General features: G+C 67.1%; 15 protein-coding genes. 2 read left to right on the forward strand and 13 right to left on the reverse strand.

What is annotated here, in order from left to right; genetic code table 11:
• Nucleotides 1-2 precede the first annotated feature (2 nt).
• The 11 genes from era to lepA form a co-directional block, all read right to left on the reverse strand.
• Nucleotides 3-920, reverse strand: coding sequence for a GTPase Era (era, locus tag B4F19_RS12680; RefSeq protein ID WP_292735463.1), 918 nt, complete (start codon nt 918-920; stop codon nt 3-5).
• Entirely contained in the window at nt 917-2,263 is a 1,347-nt protein-coding gene (locus tag B4F19_RS12685) for a hemolysin family protein (protein WP_292735466.1), read from the reverse strand. The genes era and B4F19_RS12685 overlap by 4 nt, the downstream gene beginning before the upstream one ends.
• Nucleotides 2,260-2,730 (reverse strand): rRNA maturation RNase YbeY, encoded by a 471-nt coding sequence (gene ybeY, locus B4F19_RS12690; protein WP_228178927.1) that lies wholly within the window; start codon nt 2,728-2,730, stop codon nt 2,260-2,262. The genes B4F19_RS12685 and ybeY overlap by 4 nt, the downstream gene beginning before the upstream one ends.
• On the reverse strand, nt 2,727-3,755 hold the full coding sequence (locus B4F19_RS12695; protein ID WP_228178983.1) for a PhoH family protein: 1,029 nt from the start codon (nt 3,753-3,755) through the stop codon (nt 2,727-2,729). Before B4F19_RS12695 ends, ybeY begins: the two co-directional genes overlap by 4 nt.
• Nucleotides 3,756-3,819: 64 nt before the next feature.
• Nucleotides 3,820-4,167 (reverse strand): HIT domain-containing protein, encoded by a 348-nt coding sequence (locus B4F19_RS12700; RefSeq protein WP_228178928.1) that lies wholly within the window; start codon nt 4,165-4,167, stop codon nt 3,820-3,822.
• 52 nt (nt 4,168-4,219) lie between these two features.
• On the reverse strand, nt 4,220-4,957 hold the full coding sequence (locus B4F19_RS12705; RefSeq protein ID WP_228178929.1) for a 16S rRNA (uracil(1498)-N(3))-methyltransferase: 738 nt from the start codon (nt 4,955-4,957) through the stop codon (nt 4,220-4,222).
• Between the two features lie 2 nt (nt 4,958-4,959).
• Complete coding sequence (dnaJ, locus tag B4F19_RS12710; RefSeq protein WP_228178930.1) at nt 4,960-6,075, reverse strand: molecular chaperone DnaJ; 1,116 nt, start codon at nt 6,073-6,075, stop codon at nt 4,960-4,962.
• A gap of 48 nt (nt 6,076-6,123) precedes the next feature.
• A complete protein-coding gene (hrcA, locus tag B4F19_RS12715) occupies nt 6,124-7,158 on the reverse strand; it encodes a heat-inducible transcriptional repressor HrcA (protein ID WP_228178931.1) in 1,035 nt (344 codons plus the stop codon).
• 110 nt (nt 7,159-7,268) lie between these two features.
• Nucleotides 7,269-8,477 (reverse strand): radical SAM family heme chaperone HemW, encoded by a 1,209-nt coding sequence (gene hemW / locus B4F19_RS12720; RefSeq protein WP_228178932.1) that lies wholly within the window; start codon nt 8,475-8,477, stop codon nt 7,269-7,271.
• Nucleotides 8,477-9,121, reverse strand: a complete 645-nt coding sequence (locus B4F19_RS12725; protein ID WP_228178933.1) for a DUF1990 family protein — start codon at nt 9,119-9,121, stop codon at nt 8,477-8,479. The genes hemW and B4F19_RS12725 overlap by 1 nt, the downstream gene beginning before the upstream one ends.
• Nucleotides 9,122-9,131: 10 nt before the next feature.
• On the reverse strand, nt 9,132-10,979 hold the full coding sequence (gene lepA, locus B4F19_RS12730; RefSeq protein WP_292735473.1) for a translation elongation factor 4: 1,848 nt from the start codon (nt 10,977-10,979) through the stop codon (nt 9,132-9,134).
• A 112-nt stretch (nt 10,980-11,091) separates the two neighbouring features.
• On the opposite strand from lepA, the gene B4F19_RS12735 reads away from it, so the two are divergent.
• Both B4F19_RS12735 and rpsT read left to right on the forward strand, forming a co-directional pair.
• Nucleotides 11,092-11,817 (forward strand): alpha/beta fold hydrolase, encoded by a 726-nt coding sequence (locus B4F19_RS12735; RefSeq protein ID WP_292729424.1) that lies wholly within the window; start codon nt 11,092-11,094, stop codon nt 11,815-11,817.
• 107 nt (nt 11,818-11,924) lie between these two features.
• Nucleotides 11,925-12,185, forward strand: a complete 261-nt coding sequence (rpsT, locus tag B4F19_RS12740) for a 30S ribosomal protein S20 (RefSeq protein ID WP_292729427.1) — start codon at nt 11,925-11,927, stop codon at nt 12,183-12,185.
• 55 nt (nt 12,186-12,240) lie between these two features.
• Here the strand turns inward: rpsT and holA are convergent, their stop codons facing one another.
• Together holA and B4F19_RS12750 are read right to left on the reverse strand one after the other, a co-directional pair.
• Entirely contained in the window at nt 12,241-13,269 is a 1,029-nt protein-coding gene (holA, locus tag B4F19_RS12745; RefSeq protein ID WP_292729430.1) for a DNA polymerase III subunit delta, read from the reverse strand.
• Nucleotides 13,270-13,278: 9 nt separating this feature from the next.
• Complete coding sequence (locus tag B4F19_RS12750; protein ID WP_292735476.1) at nt 13,279-15,627, reverse strand: ComEC/Rec2 family competence protein; 2,349 nt, start codon at nt 15,625-15,627, stop codon at nt 13,279-13,281.
• Between the last annotated feature and the right edge of the window lie 44 nt (nt 15,628-15,671).

A 15,671-nucleotide genomic window follows, 5' to 3' on the forward strand; every position in this document is an offset into this window, starting at 1 on the left:
GGTCAGAAACCGAGGCGACCGAGCTGCTTCGGGTCGCGCTGCCAGTCCTTGGCTACCTTGACGTGCAGTGACAGGAAGACGCGGGATCCGAGCAGCTGCTCGATCTGTTCGCGGGCAGCGGCACCGACGCTTGCGAGTCGGGAGCCCTTCTTGCCGATGATGATCGCCTTCTGACTGTCGCGTTCGACCACGATGTCGGCGTAGACGTCGATCAGGTCGGAGTCCTCGCGCGGTTCGACATCCTGAACGACGACGGCGATGGAGTGCGGCAACTCATCGCGCACGCCATCGAGCGCGGCCTCCCGAATGATCTCGGCGATCCGGTCGTCATCGGCCTCGTCCGTGACGACGTCGTCGGGGTAGAGGGCCGGGCCTTCGGGGAGCATCTTCAGGATCTCGTCAGCCAGAACCCCGAGCTGATCGGCTGTGACCGCCGAGAGCGGAATGACGGCCGCCCAGTCCTCGCGCAGGGCGTCGACCTCCATGAGCCGCTCCGTGATCTGATCGCGGGATGCGGCATCGGTCTTGGTCACCAGGGCGATCTTCTTCGCCGAGGCGTACCCGTCGAGCGATTCGGCGATCCGTCGATCCCCGGGCCCGACCTTCTCGGTGGCGGGGGCGCAGAACGCGATCACATCAACGTCTCCGAGGACCTCTTCGACAAGATCGTTCAGGCGCTGACCGAGGAGGGTGCGCGGGCGGTGCAGACCGGGGGTGTCGACGATCACGATCTGCCCGCCGGGGCGGTTCAAGATGCCGCGAATGGCGCGCCGGGTGGTCTGCGGCTTGTCGCTGGTGATCGCGATCTTCTCGCCGACGAGGGCGTTCATGAGCGTGGACTTACCGACATTGGGGCGCCCCACGAAGGTCACAAAGCCGGACCGAAAATCAGAGCCGGACCGAGAATCGCTGCCGCTCACGAGCGCACCTTCCGCTCAGATGATGTCTCGGATGCCGACACTGAGCCATCGCCCTCAGCTGCGGCCTCGGTCTCCGCGGCATCGGCCCGGACGGGGATGCGCTCCACAAAGACGGTGGTGATGCCGCGACCCTTGCCGCGGGATGCGCCGCCAGTGATGCGCAGCCCCTCGAAGTCTGTGACCGCTCCGGGCTGCGGCACCTTGCCGAGCTGCTTGCCCAGCAGTCCCCCGATCGAGTCGACCTCGTCGTCTTCGAGATCGAGGTCGAAAAGCTCCCCGACCTCGGCAAGGCCGAGTCGGGCACTGACGCGGTAGCGCCCCTCGGCGACCTCGGCGATCTCGGTGGCCCGCGGGTCGAACTCGTCAGCGATCTCGCCCACCAGCTCCTCGATCAGGTCCTCGAGGGTGACAAGGCCCGAGACCCCGCCGTACTCGTCGACCACCATGCACACGTGCACGGCTTCGCGCTTCATCTGCTGCAAGAGGGTCTCGGCTCGCATCGATTCGGGGACAAAGACGGCCGGTCGCGCAAGTTGCGAGATCGCAGCAGCACGCCAGCCAGCCTCGTCGCGATACGCGAACTGCACCAGGTCTTTGAGGTAGAGCATCCCGATGACGTCATCGGCTTCGTCGTCGACCACCGGAACGCGCGATACGCCCTTGTCGAGGAACAGCTCCATCGCGTCCTTCGTCGTCGTGTCTGCCTCGACTGTCACCATCTCTGTGCGCGGAATCATGACCGCGCGCACATACGTATCGGTGAAGTCGAACACGGAGTGAATCAGTTCGCGGTCATCCTCTTCGATGAGGTCTTGTGACGCGGCTTCATCCACCATGCTGAGCAGCTGCTCTTCGGAGGCGAACGACGAGCCGCGGGCTACGCCGGGTGTCACCCGGTCGCCGAGCGCGACGAGGCCGTGAGCGAGCGGGCCCAGCACGATGCGCATCGCACGGATGACGGGCGCAGCGCCACGGAGCAGCCCCTTGGCGTGCAGGCGCCCGACGCTGCGCGGGCTCGCGCCGACCACGACGAACGAGATCCCCGTCATGATGATCGCGGCAGCGAGCATCGCCCACCAGATGCTGTCGAACAGGATCGTGAGTGCGACAGTGACCAGCACCGCCGCGGTGGTCTCGGACAGGACGCGCATGAACCCGGCGGCGTTCGCATGGGCCGCCGGATCGTCCGCGATGCCGCGAAGGAACGCAGCATTGCGTCCGGACTGGCTCATTTCCTCGAGGTCGGACCGCGAGGTCACCCCGAGGGCTGCATCCACCGCCGCCATCAGACCGCCGAAGGCGACCAGGAGTGCAGCTGCGGCCAGCAGGAGGGCCGCGGTCACGGCTTGAGGCGGCGGCGTTCGGCCGCGTGGAATCGGACGATGAGGTCTCGTTGGAGCGCAAACATCTCGCGTTCCTCCGCCGGCTCGGCGTGGTCGAAACCGAGCAGATGCAGAAGACCGTGGGTCGTGAGCAGGATCAGCTCGTCCATCGTGGAGTGACCGGCAGCCTGAGCCTGGCTTTCAGCTACCTGCGGGCAGAGCACGATGTCCCCCAGGAGTCCTTCCGGCGTCGGGGCATCTTCAGTTCCCGGCCGCAGTTCGTCCATGGGAAAGCTCAGCACATCCGTTGGGCCAGGCTCGTCCATCCACTGGACGTGCAATGACTCCATCGCGCCCTCGTCGACCAGAAGGATCGCGAGGTCGGCATCCGGGCTCACGAACAACTCGGCGAGGTTGTTCTCGGTGAGTCGCAGGAGGACCGTTTCGTCGACGTCGATCCCGGACTCGTTGGTGATTTCGATCGTCATCGGCGTCCTCGTTTGGGCATGTGATCGCGTGGTCCGGCGGGCCGGCTTGCCCCGCGGCGCTCGGCACGATTGCTGAGCTCGCTCGCCTCGTCGCGCTCTCGCTTCGCGGACAGGCGCCGCTCGTCGTACTCGGAGTAGGCGTCGACGATCCTGCCGACGAGCGAGTGGCGCACGACGTCGTCGCTCGTGAGATACGCGAAGTGGATGTCGTCGATCGTGCTCAGCACCTTCGTGACCAGGCGCAGACCCGATGCCCCCTGCGGGAGGTCGATCTGAGTGATGTCTCCTGTCACGACCATCTTCGTGTTGAAACCCAGGCGAGTCAGGAACATCTTCATTTGTTCCGGTGTGGTGTTCTGGGCCTCGTCGAGCACGACGAACGAGTCGTTCAGTGTGCGCCCGCGCATGTAGGCGAGTGGCGCGACCTCGATTGTTCCTGTCGCCATGAGCTTGGGAACGATCTCCGGGTCCATCATTTCGTTCAGCGCGTCGTACAGGGGACGCAGGTACGGGTCGATCTTGTCCGTCAGCGTTCCCGGCAGAAAGCCGAGGCGCTCCCCCGCCTCGACGGCGGGCCGGGTCAGGATGATGCGGCTGACCTCTTTACGCTGCAGCGCCTGCACCGCCTTGGCCATCGCCAGATAGGTCTTGCCGGTACCCGCCGGTCCGATGCCAAACGTGATCGTGGTGTTCTCGATCGCATCCACGTACGACTTCTGCCCGAGTGTCTTCGGACGAATCACCCGACCGCGGCTGGAGAGAATCGCTTCGCCCAGGACCTCGGACGGACGTGGGTTGCCATCGCTTCGCAGGATACGGTTCGAGCTGGATACGTCAGCTGGCGCGAGATCGTGACCGGTGCGCGTCATCGTCAGGAGTTCCTCGACGAGCTCTCGGGCCGCGGCCACAGCTGCGGCGCTTCCCGCGAGAGTGATCTCGTTCCCGCGCACGTGCACGTCGACATCCGGGTGCTCCCGCTCGACCACGCGCAGCAGCCTGTCTTGGGGCCCGAGAAGCTGGACCATGGCTACACCGTCGGCGAACAACCGCTCCGTGACGCGATCTCCGGATTCCGCACTGTTGTCCGAATCAGCCACCGAGACTGCCTTCTGCAAGGTCGCCGCCGAGCACGTGGGCATGCACGTGGAAGACCGTCTGCCCCGCGCCGGGACCGGTGTTGAAGACCAGTCGGAAATCGCCGCTGCCATGCTCTGCGGCGACATCCCCCGCCACCGCCACCATCTCGGCGAGCAACGCAGGATCACCCGCCGCAAGCTCGGTGACATCGCGGTATTCGGCGGTCTTCGGAATGACCAAGAGGTGCAGCGGCGCCTGCGGAGCGATATCCCGGATGACGAACACGTTCTCGGTCTCGCTGAGGATCTCTGCGGGAATCTCGCCACGCAGGATGCGGGTGAAGACGGAGGGTTCGCTCATGCGCTCAGTCTACCGACGGCCTCTCCGGCGGGCCCAGCTACCACTTGCACGATCACCACCGGCCGAGCGTGCTGCTGAGCACAGCGATTGCCGCGGGTCCCGCTGTGGAAGTACGCAATACATGCTCGCCCAGGCGCACGAGCGTCGCGCCCGCAGCTTCGAGGGACGTCAGCTCGCCTGCGTCGATCCCGCCCTCGGGCCCGACGACGATAGCGATATCGCGGCAGTCGGTCGGGTCAGGCATCCATTCGCTGAGACGCAGCGCCGCTGTCGGCTCCAACACGAGCATCCGGGTCGCCGCGGCCCGCTCGCACAACTGTGCAGTCGTCAGCGGGCCGCCGACTTCTGGAAGCCACGCACGGTGCGCCTGCTTGCCTGCTTCCCGCGCGATCTGACGCCAGCGCGTGACACCCTTCTCACGCTTGGCCGCGTCCCACCGCGAAACGCTGCGGGCAGCTTGCCACGGCGTGATGACATCCACGCCGAGTTCGGTCGACGCTTGGACCGCGAGTTCGTCGCGGTCGCCTTTCGCAAGAGCCTGCACGAGCTCGATCCGCACGGATGGACGCGGTACCTCCTCCCGGTTCGTGACGCGAACCAGGACCTCGCGGGCTGCGACGAGCTCGCAGGCGCCTTCGAGCCACACTCCGGCTCCGTCACCGAGCGTGACCGTTTCTCCGACGCGGACCCGACGCACCGTGGCGGCGTGGTGCGCCTCAGCGCCGGTGAGGGTCACGGTCTGGCCGGTATCGGCATCCAGCGGTTCGTCGACGACGAAGTGAAGCGGCACGATCAGCCGTTCCGGAACCGATCGCGCAGCTTCGAGAACAGACCCTGATGGAACTCCGCCAGGTGAGGCGCGGGAGCCTTCGTGCGCTTGGCGAACTCCTCGATGAGGCCCCGTTCCTTGGCGTCGAGCTTCGTGGGCGTGACCACGTGCACGCCAACGCGCAAGTCACCACGCTGATTGCCGCGCAACGGTGTGATGCCTCGACCCTTGATGGTCAGCACATCGCCCGACTGGACTCCTGGACGCACCTCGAGGTCCACCGGCCCATCGAGGCCCTCGATCGTCGTAGCCGCGCCGAGAACGGCATCCGGCATCGACACTTCGAGCGTTGCGAGCAGGTCGTCACCTTCGCGGCTGAATACCGGATGCGTCGCGACGGAGACCTCGATGTACAGGTCGCCCCGCGTCCCACCGCCAGGGCCGACTTCGCCCGATCCGGGAAGCTGAAGCCGCAGGCCCGTGTCAACACCGGCCGGGATATCGATCGACACGGTGCGACGAGCGCGAACGCGGCCCTGCCCCTGGCACGTCGCGCACGGGTACGGGATGGTCGTGCCGTACCCCTGGCACGTGCCGCACGGTTGGGAGGTGACGACGTTGCCAAGGAGGCTTCGAACCGTGCGCTGGATGTGACCCGTGCCGTGGCAGATATCGCAGCGAACCGGTGTCGTCCCAGGCTGCGTGCACGAGCCGTTGCAGGTCTCGCACATGACAGCGGTGTCGACGTCGATGTCGCGATGCACACCGAACACCACATCCTTGAGGTCGAGGTCGACGCGAACCAGCGCATCTTGCCCGCGCTCCTTCCGCGACCGCGGGCGCCCGCCGCGGGCCGCGCCACCGCCGCCGAAGAAGCTCTCGAAGATGTCGCTGAAACCGCCGAAGTCGCCGGCACCGCCGAAACCGCCGTTCTGGCCGCCGCCCATGTCGTAGCGCTGCCGCTGCTGCGGGTCGCTGAGGACGTCGTAGGCGTGCGTCACGAGCTTGAACCGCTCAGCAGCCTCTTCCCCCGGGTTCACGTCGGGGTGAAGCTCCCGCGCCAGGCGTCGATAGGCCTTCTTGATCTCTTCGGGCGACGCGTCTCGCGACACGCCAAGGACCTCGTAGTGGTCAGCCACGGTCACCTTTCTGCATCCCGCGTGTGGTCGCGGGCAGTTCGTACGGGCTCATCGGCCCTTCTCGTCCTCAGCCAGCAGTCCGGTGAGGTAGCGCGCTACCGCCCGCACCGCCGCAAGGTTGCTGGGATAGTCCATTCGGGTCGGACCCATCAGGCCAACACGGGCTCTGGCGCCCGTCGCATCGTAGTCACTCGCGATGACAGATGCCTCAGACAGCCCGAATGCCTCATTCTCGCGTCCGATGCTGGCCGCCAGCCCGTTGTCGTCGGCGACCATTTCGCCCATCAGGCGAAGGATGGTCACCTGCTCTTCGATCGCCTCCAGGAGCGGGTAGATGCTTCCCCGGAAGTCGCTCTCGCGCCGGGCGAGATTTGCTGCGCCGGCCATGACGAGCCGATCCTGTCGAAACTCGTCGAGCTCCTCCTGGACGACCCGAAGAATCTCGGTCACCGCCGACTGGTGGGCGGTTCGCGCGTCGCTGTCGGCTTGCTCCTCGACGCGCTTCGCGCCCTGACGCACGCTTCGCCCAACGAGCAGTGTCGACACCTCGGCGCGCACGCGTGCGAGATCCGTCTCGTCGAGGGCCACGGTCAGAAGCGCAAGTCGCTGCGACACGCGTCCGGTGTCAGTCACGACGATGACGAGCACCCGGGAAGGCTCGAGCGCAACGAGCTCGACGTGCGTGATGGTCGCCTTGGAAAACGAGGGATACTGCACGATCGCCACCTGACCGGTGAGCTGCGTGAGTGCCCGCACGGTTCGCGCCAGCGCATCATCGAGGTCACCGGGCCCCTGCAGGAAGCTCGCGATTGCGGCGCGCTGGGCGGGCGAAAGAGGCCGGATTTCGGCGAGGTGGTCGACGAAGACGCGGTACCCCTTGTCGGTCGGGACGCGGCCCGAGGAGGTGTGGGGCGCCGCGATGAGTTCTTCGTCTTCGAGAAGCGCCATGTCGTTGCGGATGGTGGCTGCTGATACGCCGAACGCGTGGCGCTCGACGATGGCCTTGCTTCCGACGGGCTCGCGGGTATCGACGTAGTCCTGCACGATCGCCCGGAGCACCTGAAGCCCACGCTCGCTGACCATGTCGCCTCCTTCCGCATCCGGCGTCGGCCGTCTGAGCGGCTCGACGTGGCACTGGCACTCACATCCTCAGAGTGCCAATTCTAGCGGATGCCTCTCCCCCGCGCCCCAGATCACGACGTCAGTGCGCGCACGACAGCGTCGGCCAGCAATCGTCCGGCGCGTGTGAGTACGAGGTTCCCGCGAACCGCCCCGCGGCCGTCCACGAGTCCGTCCGCGACGAGACCGGCGACGGCTTGTCGGCTTTCCGGTGCCAGCTCCGACACGGGCAGGCCCTCGACCGTACGCACCCGCAGCATCACCCGCTCAAGCAGTCGTGCATCCTCGTCGGGGATCTCCGAACCGGCCCCCGGCGAGTCACCGGCAGCCAGCCGCTGCGCGTAGGCGGCAGGATGCCGGACGTTCCAGAATCGAACCCCTCCGACATGGCTGTGAGCACCGGGACCGAACCCCCACCAGTCGTGTCCGCGCCAGTAGGCGAGGTTGTGCCGCGAGCGATCGGCGGGAGTCTTCGCCCAGTTGGATACCTCGTACCAGCCGTAGCCGGCTTCCTCGAACGCGGTGTCGGCGTGCTCGTACATGGCGGCCTGCAGGTCGTCGTCGGGTGTGCTGAGTTCTCCGCGTCGGATGCGGCGCTCCAGAGCGGTGCCCTCCTCGACGATCAGCGCGTAGGCCGAGATGTGGTCGGTCTCCAACGCGAGCGCGGCCTCGATGCTGCGTCGCCAGTGATCGAGCGTCTCTTCCGGGGCGCCGTAGATGAGGTCGACGCTCACTGACAGTCCGCTCTGCCGTGCCGCGCTCACCGCCGTTGCGACGTTCTCGGGCCGGTGCGTGCGATCGAGCGTGCGAAGAACCTCCGGCACGGCCGACTGCATTCCGATGGACAACCTCGTGACTCCCGCACTGGCCAGTTCCTCCGTGACCTCGGGAGTCACGGTGTCGGGGTTTGCTTCGACGGTGACCTCGGCATCCGGCTCGAGCCCGAACCGATCCCGCAGGGTTGACAGGATGACCGCCAGATCTCGGGCGGGAAGCAGGGTCGGCGTTCCGCCCCCGAAGAAGACCGTGTTCAGCGGGCGCGGATGCGCGGAGAGCACACCCGAGGCAAGGTCGATCTCGCGAAGGAGCGTCCCTGCGTAGTCCTCGCGGCGCGCGCCACGCAACTCCTCGCCCGTATAGGTGTTGAAGTCGCAGTACCCGCAGCGAACGCGACAGAACGGGATGTGGACGTAGGCCGACAGCGGCGTGGCGGGGTCGATGACCGCACCGGGGAGCGATCCGTCGCGCGGAACGGGATCGCCGAGGGGAAGCGCTGCGCCCATCAGGGAGCGAACAAGGGCGATACCGCCGTCAGGTAGGCCCGGAAGAGCCGTCGCCGCCGCCCGCGAACGAAGCGCGGTACGAGCCGGTAGAGCGCCGAGACGGGGCGATCGAATGCGCGCACGGTGAACCAGACCTCGTCGTTGTCGCGCCACTCGATCAGGAACAGCTCCTCGCCGCTGACGACAGAGCCACCAACGGTGCCGAGCGCGAAAGCCGTGCGCCGGGGTTCTTCGACGGCCAGGATGACACGCAGTTCGGCATCCGCGCGGTATCCGCTGAGCCGGCCGGTGACGTGCACGGTCGCGCCGGCACTGACATACGGAGTGCCCTCGGCATCAAAGCGCTGCTCGGCTTCGCGACGCGACGGCGCGATCGGTGCGCCATCCGAGTCGTACGCGACCCCGGCGTAGCCGGACCCGGATGCCGGGCGGATGTCTGCCAACGACAACCCGGCGCCACGCAGCGGCGCCCACGCCAAGAGTGACTCGGTCGCCGACTCGAATCGTGCCTGGCCGCTTCCGATCCGCCAGGACTCTTCGGCGGGAATGCTCTTTTCCGGCGGGTACTGCATGAGGTCGGGAGCCTGAGTGGCCCCGACTGCTGCATAATCGACGGTCTCGTCCCGGAAGGTTCCGCGGCGCATGGCGATCAGACTACTTCTCTTTGCCCTCGACGTCGCCCGAGAGGGCTGCGATGAACGCCTCCTGTGGCACTTCGACGCGACCCACCATCTTCATGCGCTTCTTACCCTCTTTCTGCTTTTCGAGGAGCTTGCGCTTGCGGGTGATGTCACCGCCGTAGCAATTTGCCAGCACGTCCTTGCGGATCGCGCGGATGTTCTCGCGAGCAATGATCCGCGCTCCGATGGCGGCCTGGATGGGCACTTCGAACTGCTGGCGCGGGATGAGTTTGCGCAGGCGCTCGGTCATCATCGTGCCGTACCCGTACGCCTTGTCGCGGTGGACGATCGAGCTGAAGGCGTCGACCTTCTCGCCCTGTAGCAGGATGTCGACCTTGACGAGGTCGGCGGTCTGCGACCCAGCCGGCTCGTAGTCGAGGCTCGCGTAGCCTTGCGTCTTCGACTTCAGCTGGTCGAAGAAGTCGAAGACGATCTCACCGAGCGGCATGTTGTAGCGCAGCTCGACGCGGTCCTCGCTGAGGTAATCCATGCCGAGGAGCGACCCGCGTCGGGACTGGCACAGCTCCATGACGGTACCCACGTAGTCCTTGGGCAGCAGGATGCCGACCTTCACCACCGGTTCCGAAACCTCGGCGACACGGCCGTCGGGGTATTCGCTGGGGTTGGTGACCGTCACGGTTTCTCCGGTGTCGGTCGTGACCGTGTAGGTCACCGACGGCGCCGTGGTGATGAGGTCGAGGCCGAACTCGCGGGACAGACGCTCGGTGATGATTTCGAGGTGCAGGAGGCCGAGGAATCCGCAACGGAATCCAAAGCCCAGCGCCACCGAGGTCTCGGGCTCGTACTGCAGCGAAGCGTCCGAGAGCTTGAGCTTGTCGAGCGCTTCGCGCAGATCCGCGTAGTCGCTGCCGTCGATCGGGTAGATGCCAGAGAAGACCATGGGCTTCGGGTCGGTGTAGCCCGGGAGTGCGTCGGATGCCGGCTTTCGCTGGTCCGTGATTGTGTCGCCGACCTTCGACTGGCGGACATCTTTCACGCCCGTGATCAGATAGCCGACCTCCCCGACGCCAAGACCCTTGGTCGGGGTCGGCTCGGGGCTGGAGACCCCGATCTCGAGCAGATCGTGCGCCGCCCGCGTTGACATCATCTGGATGCGCTGACGCGGCTCGAGCTTGCCGTCGACCATTCGCACGTAGGTCACGACGCCTCGATAGGCGTCGTACACGGAGTCGAAGATCATGGCGCGGGCCGGCGCATCGGCGTCACCGGTGGGTGCCGGAATTTCGGCGACGAGCCGGTCGAGCAGCTCTTCGACGCCCTGACCGGTCTTGCCGCTGACGCGGAGCACATCGGCCGGGTCGCCGCCGATGAGGCTGGCGAGTTCTGCCGCGTACTTCTCGGGGTCGGCGGCGGGCAGGTCGATCTTGTTGAGCACGGGGATGATGTGCAGATCGTTCTCGAGCGCCAGATAAAGGTTCGCCAGGGTCTGCGCCTCGATGCCCTGCGCAGCATCCACGAGCAGGACCGCACCCTCGCACGCTGCGAGCGAACGCGACACCTCGTAGGTGAAGTCGACGTGACCGGGAGTGTCGATCATGTTGAGCGCGAAGGTGCCGGCATCCGTTTGCCACGGCATCCGCACCGCCTGGCTCTTGATGGTGATTCCGCGCTCGCGTTCGATGTCCATGCGGTCCAGGTACTGCGCGCGCATGTCGCGATCGGAGACGACACCCGTGATCTGCAGCATGCGGTCGGCCAGGGTGGATTTGCCGTGGTCGATGTGCGCGATGATGCAGAAGTTGCGGATCTGCGCGGGCGGCGTGGCTGCCGGCTGCAGCGGCGTAGAGGCACGGGGGGACATATCCGCACGATTCTACCGGCGCGCGTACCCCCGCCTTCGCCTACTGGGCGCACGGGTTGCGCTCGCCCAGCGAGCGAAGCGAGACGACACGGCGCACCGTATCCTCGAACCCATGGCGGTCGCGGTGGTTCTCGTGCACGGCATCCGCACCTCGCGCACGATGTGGCGGGCGCAAGAGCAGTACCTGACCGACCGCGGCAACCCCGTGACGGCGGTCGATCTCCCCGGGCACGGGTCTCGGATGAGCGAGACGTTCTCGCTCGAGGGCGCGTTCGCGACGATCGATGATGCCGTGCGCCAGGCTGCGGATGAGCACGGGACGGTGCTGCTGGCAGCCCACTCCATGGGAGGTCTGCTCTCGATCGAGTACGCCGGCCAGGAGAATCCCCCTCCGATCGCGGGCTTCATTGCTGCATCCTGCACGGCGATTCCGCGCGGCACCGCCCTGCAGACCTATCGACTTCTCGCCCGCGGGTTTGACTCGCTTCCGGACCGCGGAGCGTGGCTGAGCGAACGGGTGCTGGATGCCACCCTTCCGCCCGAGACACGGGCAGACTTCGGCGCCGGAGGCTATGCGCTCGACGCGCAAGACACGGCACTGCGAAGTCTGTCCGTGCTGGATCTGCTGTCTGCACTCGGCCGGATCGAGGTCCCCCTGTGGTTCGTGAACGGACAGTTCGACCAGTTGCGGGTCAACGAGCGACTGTTCACGCGGGTCGCGCCGGATGCCGAACTGATCGTTGTGCCGCGGACGAGTCACTTGGTTACGGCCATGCGTCCTCGCGTGTTCAACGCGGTCCTGAACCTTGCGCTCACGACCCTCGAACAGACCTGGTAGACTCGCTGATTGGCTTGTGTGTGGGTTTTACCCTCACGATCGCTGGTGGACGCCCCTCTCTCGTCGCCGGCAGTCCATCCATCACTCGAACGAAAGAACGTCTCCACGTGGCGAACATCAAGTCGCAGATCAAGCGCAACAAGACCAACGAGAAGGCTCGCGAGCGCAACAAGGCAGTCAAGAGCGCTCTGAAGACCGAGGTGCGTCGCACCCGCGAGGCCATCGCCGCCGGCGACAAGGCCGCCGCCGAGAAGGCTCTGGCCACGGCGACCAAGAAGCTCGACAAGGCAGTCAGCAAGGGCGTCATCCACGCCAACCAGGCTGCAAACCGCAAGTCGGCGATCTCGAAGCAGGTCGCGGCTCTCTAAGCCTCACGCTTCATGCAAAGCCCGCCCTTCGGGGCGGGCTTTGTCGTTCTGGGCGTCAGCTCCCGAACTCGCTGCGCGTCGCGACCACGGTGACGAGTCGCTCAAGAGCGAAGATCGGGTCACGCGAGGCACCCTTGACCTCGGCATCCGCTCGCGCCGCAGCTTGGATGGCTCGGCCCAGAGATTCCTCGTTCCAGCCGGTGAGATCCCGGCGGGCACGGTCAACCTGCCAGTCCTTCACCCCGATCCGGGCCGCGATCGCGGCAGAGGACTCGCGCAGGCCGGCAACACGCGCCATCGTCCGCAGCTTCGACGCGATCGCCGCGACAAGCGGCACCGGGTCAGCTCCGCTGGCCAAAGCGTGCCGCAGCGTAATGAGCGCCTCGCCGTAGCGTCCCGCGATGGCAGTGTCTGCCACGGCAAAGGCTGTGGTTTCGACGCGTCCGCCGTAATAGCGCCGCACGATCTCGTCGGTCACATCACCATCGACATCCGCGATGAGTTGCTGGCATGCCGCGGCGAGCTCGGTGAGGTCGTCGGAGAACGCCGAGACGAGCGCACGGAGGGCGGCAGGCGCGATCCGCTTGTTCGCGGAAGAGAACTCGGCAGCGGCGAAGTCGTAGCGGTCGCTATCGCGCTTGACCGCGGGGCAGGCGATCTCGACAGCATCAGCCTTTCCGCTCCGGATCGCGTCGAGCAGCTTCTTGCCTCGCACGCTCGCGCCCGTGTGGCGCAAAACGACGGTTGCGCCTTCCTGGGGCGACTCGAGGTAGGCCACGGCTTCGGTGAGGAACGAGTCGGATGCCTTCTCGACTCCGAAGACGCGCACGAGCCGAGGCTCACCGAACAGCGACGGCGACGTGACGGTGAGCAGCGTTCCCGCCACGTAGTCGTCGGCACGCAGATCAGTCACCTCGACGGCGGGGTCCTCTGCGCGGACGTAGTCACGCAGACCCGCAATCGCACGCTCTGCGCAGACGTCTTCGGGACCCGAGACCAGCACGATGGGAGCAGGACGCGGATCACGCCACGGTACCTGCCGGATCGCCGACTTCGAGGAACTCGAGCGACGGGGTGCAGCCATGCCGAAAGCCTAGCCGCCACCCACGACAGACGCCGCCCGCTCCCGCCATAGAGCGAGGGTGTCGCCCTCTCCGACGACCGCCACGATCCCGTCCTGGTCGGTGCGCCCGACGGCACTGCCCTGCAGCATTGCGATCGTCGTCGTGGTGGGGTGACCGTAGGTGTTGTCGGCTCCCACACCGATGAGCGCGACGCGCGGCGCGATCTGCTCGTAGAGACCAGGATCCTGATCAGCGCTGCCGTGGTGGGACACCTTGACGACCTCAACGACGCCGCTGACACTCGCGCGCAGCATCCGCTGCGGATCCGCGGAGAGATCGCCGAGGAAGAGCGATCGTGGGACGCCACCGCCTTCGATACTCACGGTCACCGACGAGTCATTACCCGCAGCGAACAGCGCCGTGGCACGCGGCCAGAGCACGCTCCAGTGGGCGCCACCGAGCGTTCCCGTCATCCCCGCTTGACCCGACACCACCTGCGCTCCAGCTGCCGCGAGCTCTTCCAAGAGCCGTTCGTCGGCGCTTCCGTCGGTCGGACCGTGCAGCACGGTTTCGGCGCGCCCGATCACCGCCTCGGTGCCGCCGACGTGGTCTTTGTCGAAGTGCGTCAGGACGAGCAAGTCGAGGCGTGTGACGCCGACCCGGTCGAGGCATGCGCTCACCAGCGCGGGGTCGTGACCCGTGTCGATGAGCGCCGTCGCGCCCTCGCTGCGCACGAGCACCGCGTCTCCCTGGCCCACATCACACATCAGAATCGACCACTCGCCGGGGATGCCCCACCGCTGCGTGATCGTGGTGACAACGGTCGTGGAGGTCCAGACGGTGACGAGAGCTGCGAGCAGCAGCGCCGAGCCACGACGGATGCGGGCGGACCGGGGGCTCTGTGCGGGTAGGCCGAGCGCGAGGGCGACGAGTCCGCCCACCACAGCGAGTGAGAGAGCGCCCACGAGTCCGCTCACCCAAGGAACGCGTGCGAAGGGCAACCCGCTCGCGACATCCGCGATCCCGGCGATCCAGGCTGCCGGGAGCCACGCGAGTGCTGCCAGGCCGCTCTGCAGCACCGGGAACGGCGCGGCCAGGCACGCGGCAAGCCCCAGCACCGTCGCTGCGGGGGCGGCGGGCGCGGCGAGAAGGTTCGCCGGCACACCCCAGAGGGGCACCGTTGGGTCGATCAGCACCAGCAGCGGTCCGCACGCCAGCTGGGCGGCAAGCGGCACGGAGAGGGCAAGCGCCAGCGGTGCCGGCATGGCACGCGTCAGCCCCGATGCAAGCGGTCGGGCCAGCGTCAGAAGCGCCGCCGTGGCAGCCACGGAAAGCGCGAACCCCAGTGAGCCCGCCAACCAGGGGTCGAAGAGCAGGAGCAGGACCACGGCCGCGCTCAGCAGCGCGACCCCCGCGCCAGCGCGACCGAGCAGGACGGCGAGCATGGCGATTCCGGCCATCATCGCGGCGCGGACGACGCTGGGCTCGGGCGTGACGAGGATGACGAAGCCGACAAGCGCACCGAGACCGGAAACGACGCGGACCCGGCGCCCAGCCCCGAGTCCAGCCGCAACGACGAATGCGATCCCCACGACGAGCGCACAGTTTGCGCCCGACACTGCGGTGAGGTGGGATAGCGAGGATGCCTTCATGTCGGCATCCGTCTGGGAGCTGACCGCTGAGGTATCACCCACCGCGAGTCCAGGAACGAGCTCTCCCCCGCCGCCGGGCAGACCCGCGGCGGCTCGGACCAGCGACTGCCGGAGGTCGGCTGCGATGCGCAGGATGCCGGTGGGTGGTTCGACGACCTCTATCTCGTGCGCCAGGATCTGAACAACGGCACGATCTCCCGGATACGCCGGCCTGCTCGTTCCATTCATCCGTGCACGTGCGCCCACATCCAGCCCGCTGCTGACCTGCTCGCCCGACACGCGTACTGCCGCGTCAGTCCAGCCGGAGATCGCACCTCCATCAGCCCCGATGAGTCGGATCGACGCATCGAACGCGCGCTGGCCGCCCGCGCGCGGCTCGACCTTGCCGCTGACGATCGCCTCGACCTCGACGACACGCGAGCCGCTTCCGAAGGCTTCGAGCGCGGCATCCCGCCCCGGCTGCGCCAACGCAACATGGATGCCGACAGCAGCGCCCGCCGCGACAGCCACAACGACAACAGACAGAATGCCCACCGTCCCCGGTGCGCGCCGATAGCCGCCGCCGGCCTCCGCGGCCACGGTCGAGGAGCGCGGTCGCGAGATCGCACCGAGCACAACTCCCCCACCGACGCCGGCCGCCGCCAGGGCCATGACCGCCATCGGCGCGAGCGCAGGAGCGTTCACCAGCACGAAAGCCGTCGCCCATGCCACCACCGCGGCCGGCACGAGCCGCGCGGCACGCCATCGCCGCCCTCCGCTCAGCACAGGGC

It is taken from the genome of Microbacterium sp. UBA1097 (assembly GCF_002313585.1).
Classification (GTDB): domain Bacteria; phylum Actinomycetota; class Actinomycetes; order Actinomycetales; family Microbacteriaceae; genus Microbacterium.

What these genes read in the sequence shown, in the direction of transcription:
- ybeY (WP_228178927.1), bottom strand. Translation starts at nt 2,730, where the DNA reads ATGACGATCGAAATCACCAACGAGTCCGGGATCGACGTCGACGAAACG.
- B4F19_RS12695 (WP_228178983.1), bottom strand. Translation starts at nt 3,755, where the DNA reads ATGGTCCAGCTTCTCGGGCCCCAAGACAGGCTGCTGCGCGTGGTCGAG.
- B4F19_RS12700 (WP_228178928.1), bottom strand. Translation starts at nt 4,167, where the DNA reads ATGAGCGAACCCTCCGTCTTCACCCGCATCCTGCGTGGCGAGATTCCC.
- hrcA (WP_228178931.1), bottom strand. Translation starts at nt 7,158, where the DNA reads ATGGTCAGCGAGCGTGGGCTTCAGGTGCTCCGGGCGATCGTGCAGGAC.
- hemW (WP_228178932.1), bottom strand. Translation starts at nt 8,477, where the DNA reads ATGGGCGCAGCGCTTCCCCTCGGCGATCCCGTTCCGCGCGACGGATCG.
- B4F19_RS12725 (WP_228178933.1), bottom strand. Translation starts at nt 9,121, where the DNA reads ATGCGCCGCGGAACCTTCCGGGACGAGACCGTCGATTATGCAGCAGTC.
- lepA (WP_292735473.1), bottom strand. Translation starts at nt 10,979, where the DNA reads ATGTCCCCCCGTGCCTCTACGCCGCTGCAGCCGGCAGCCACGCCGCCC.
- B4F19_RS12735 (WP_292729424.1), top strand. Translation starts at nt 11,092, where the DNA reads ATGGCGGTCGCGGTGGTTCTCGTGCACGGCATCCGCACCTCGCGCACG.
- holA (WP_292729430.1), bottom strand. Translation starts at nt 13,269, where the DNA reads ATGGCTGCACCCCGTCGCTCGAGTTCCTCGAAGTCGGCGATCCGGCAG.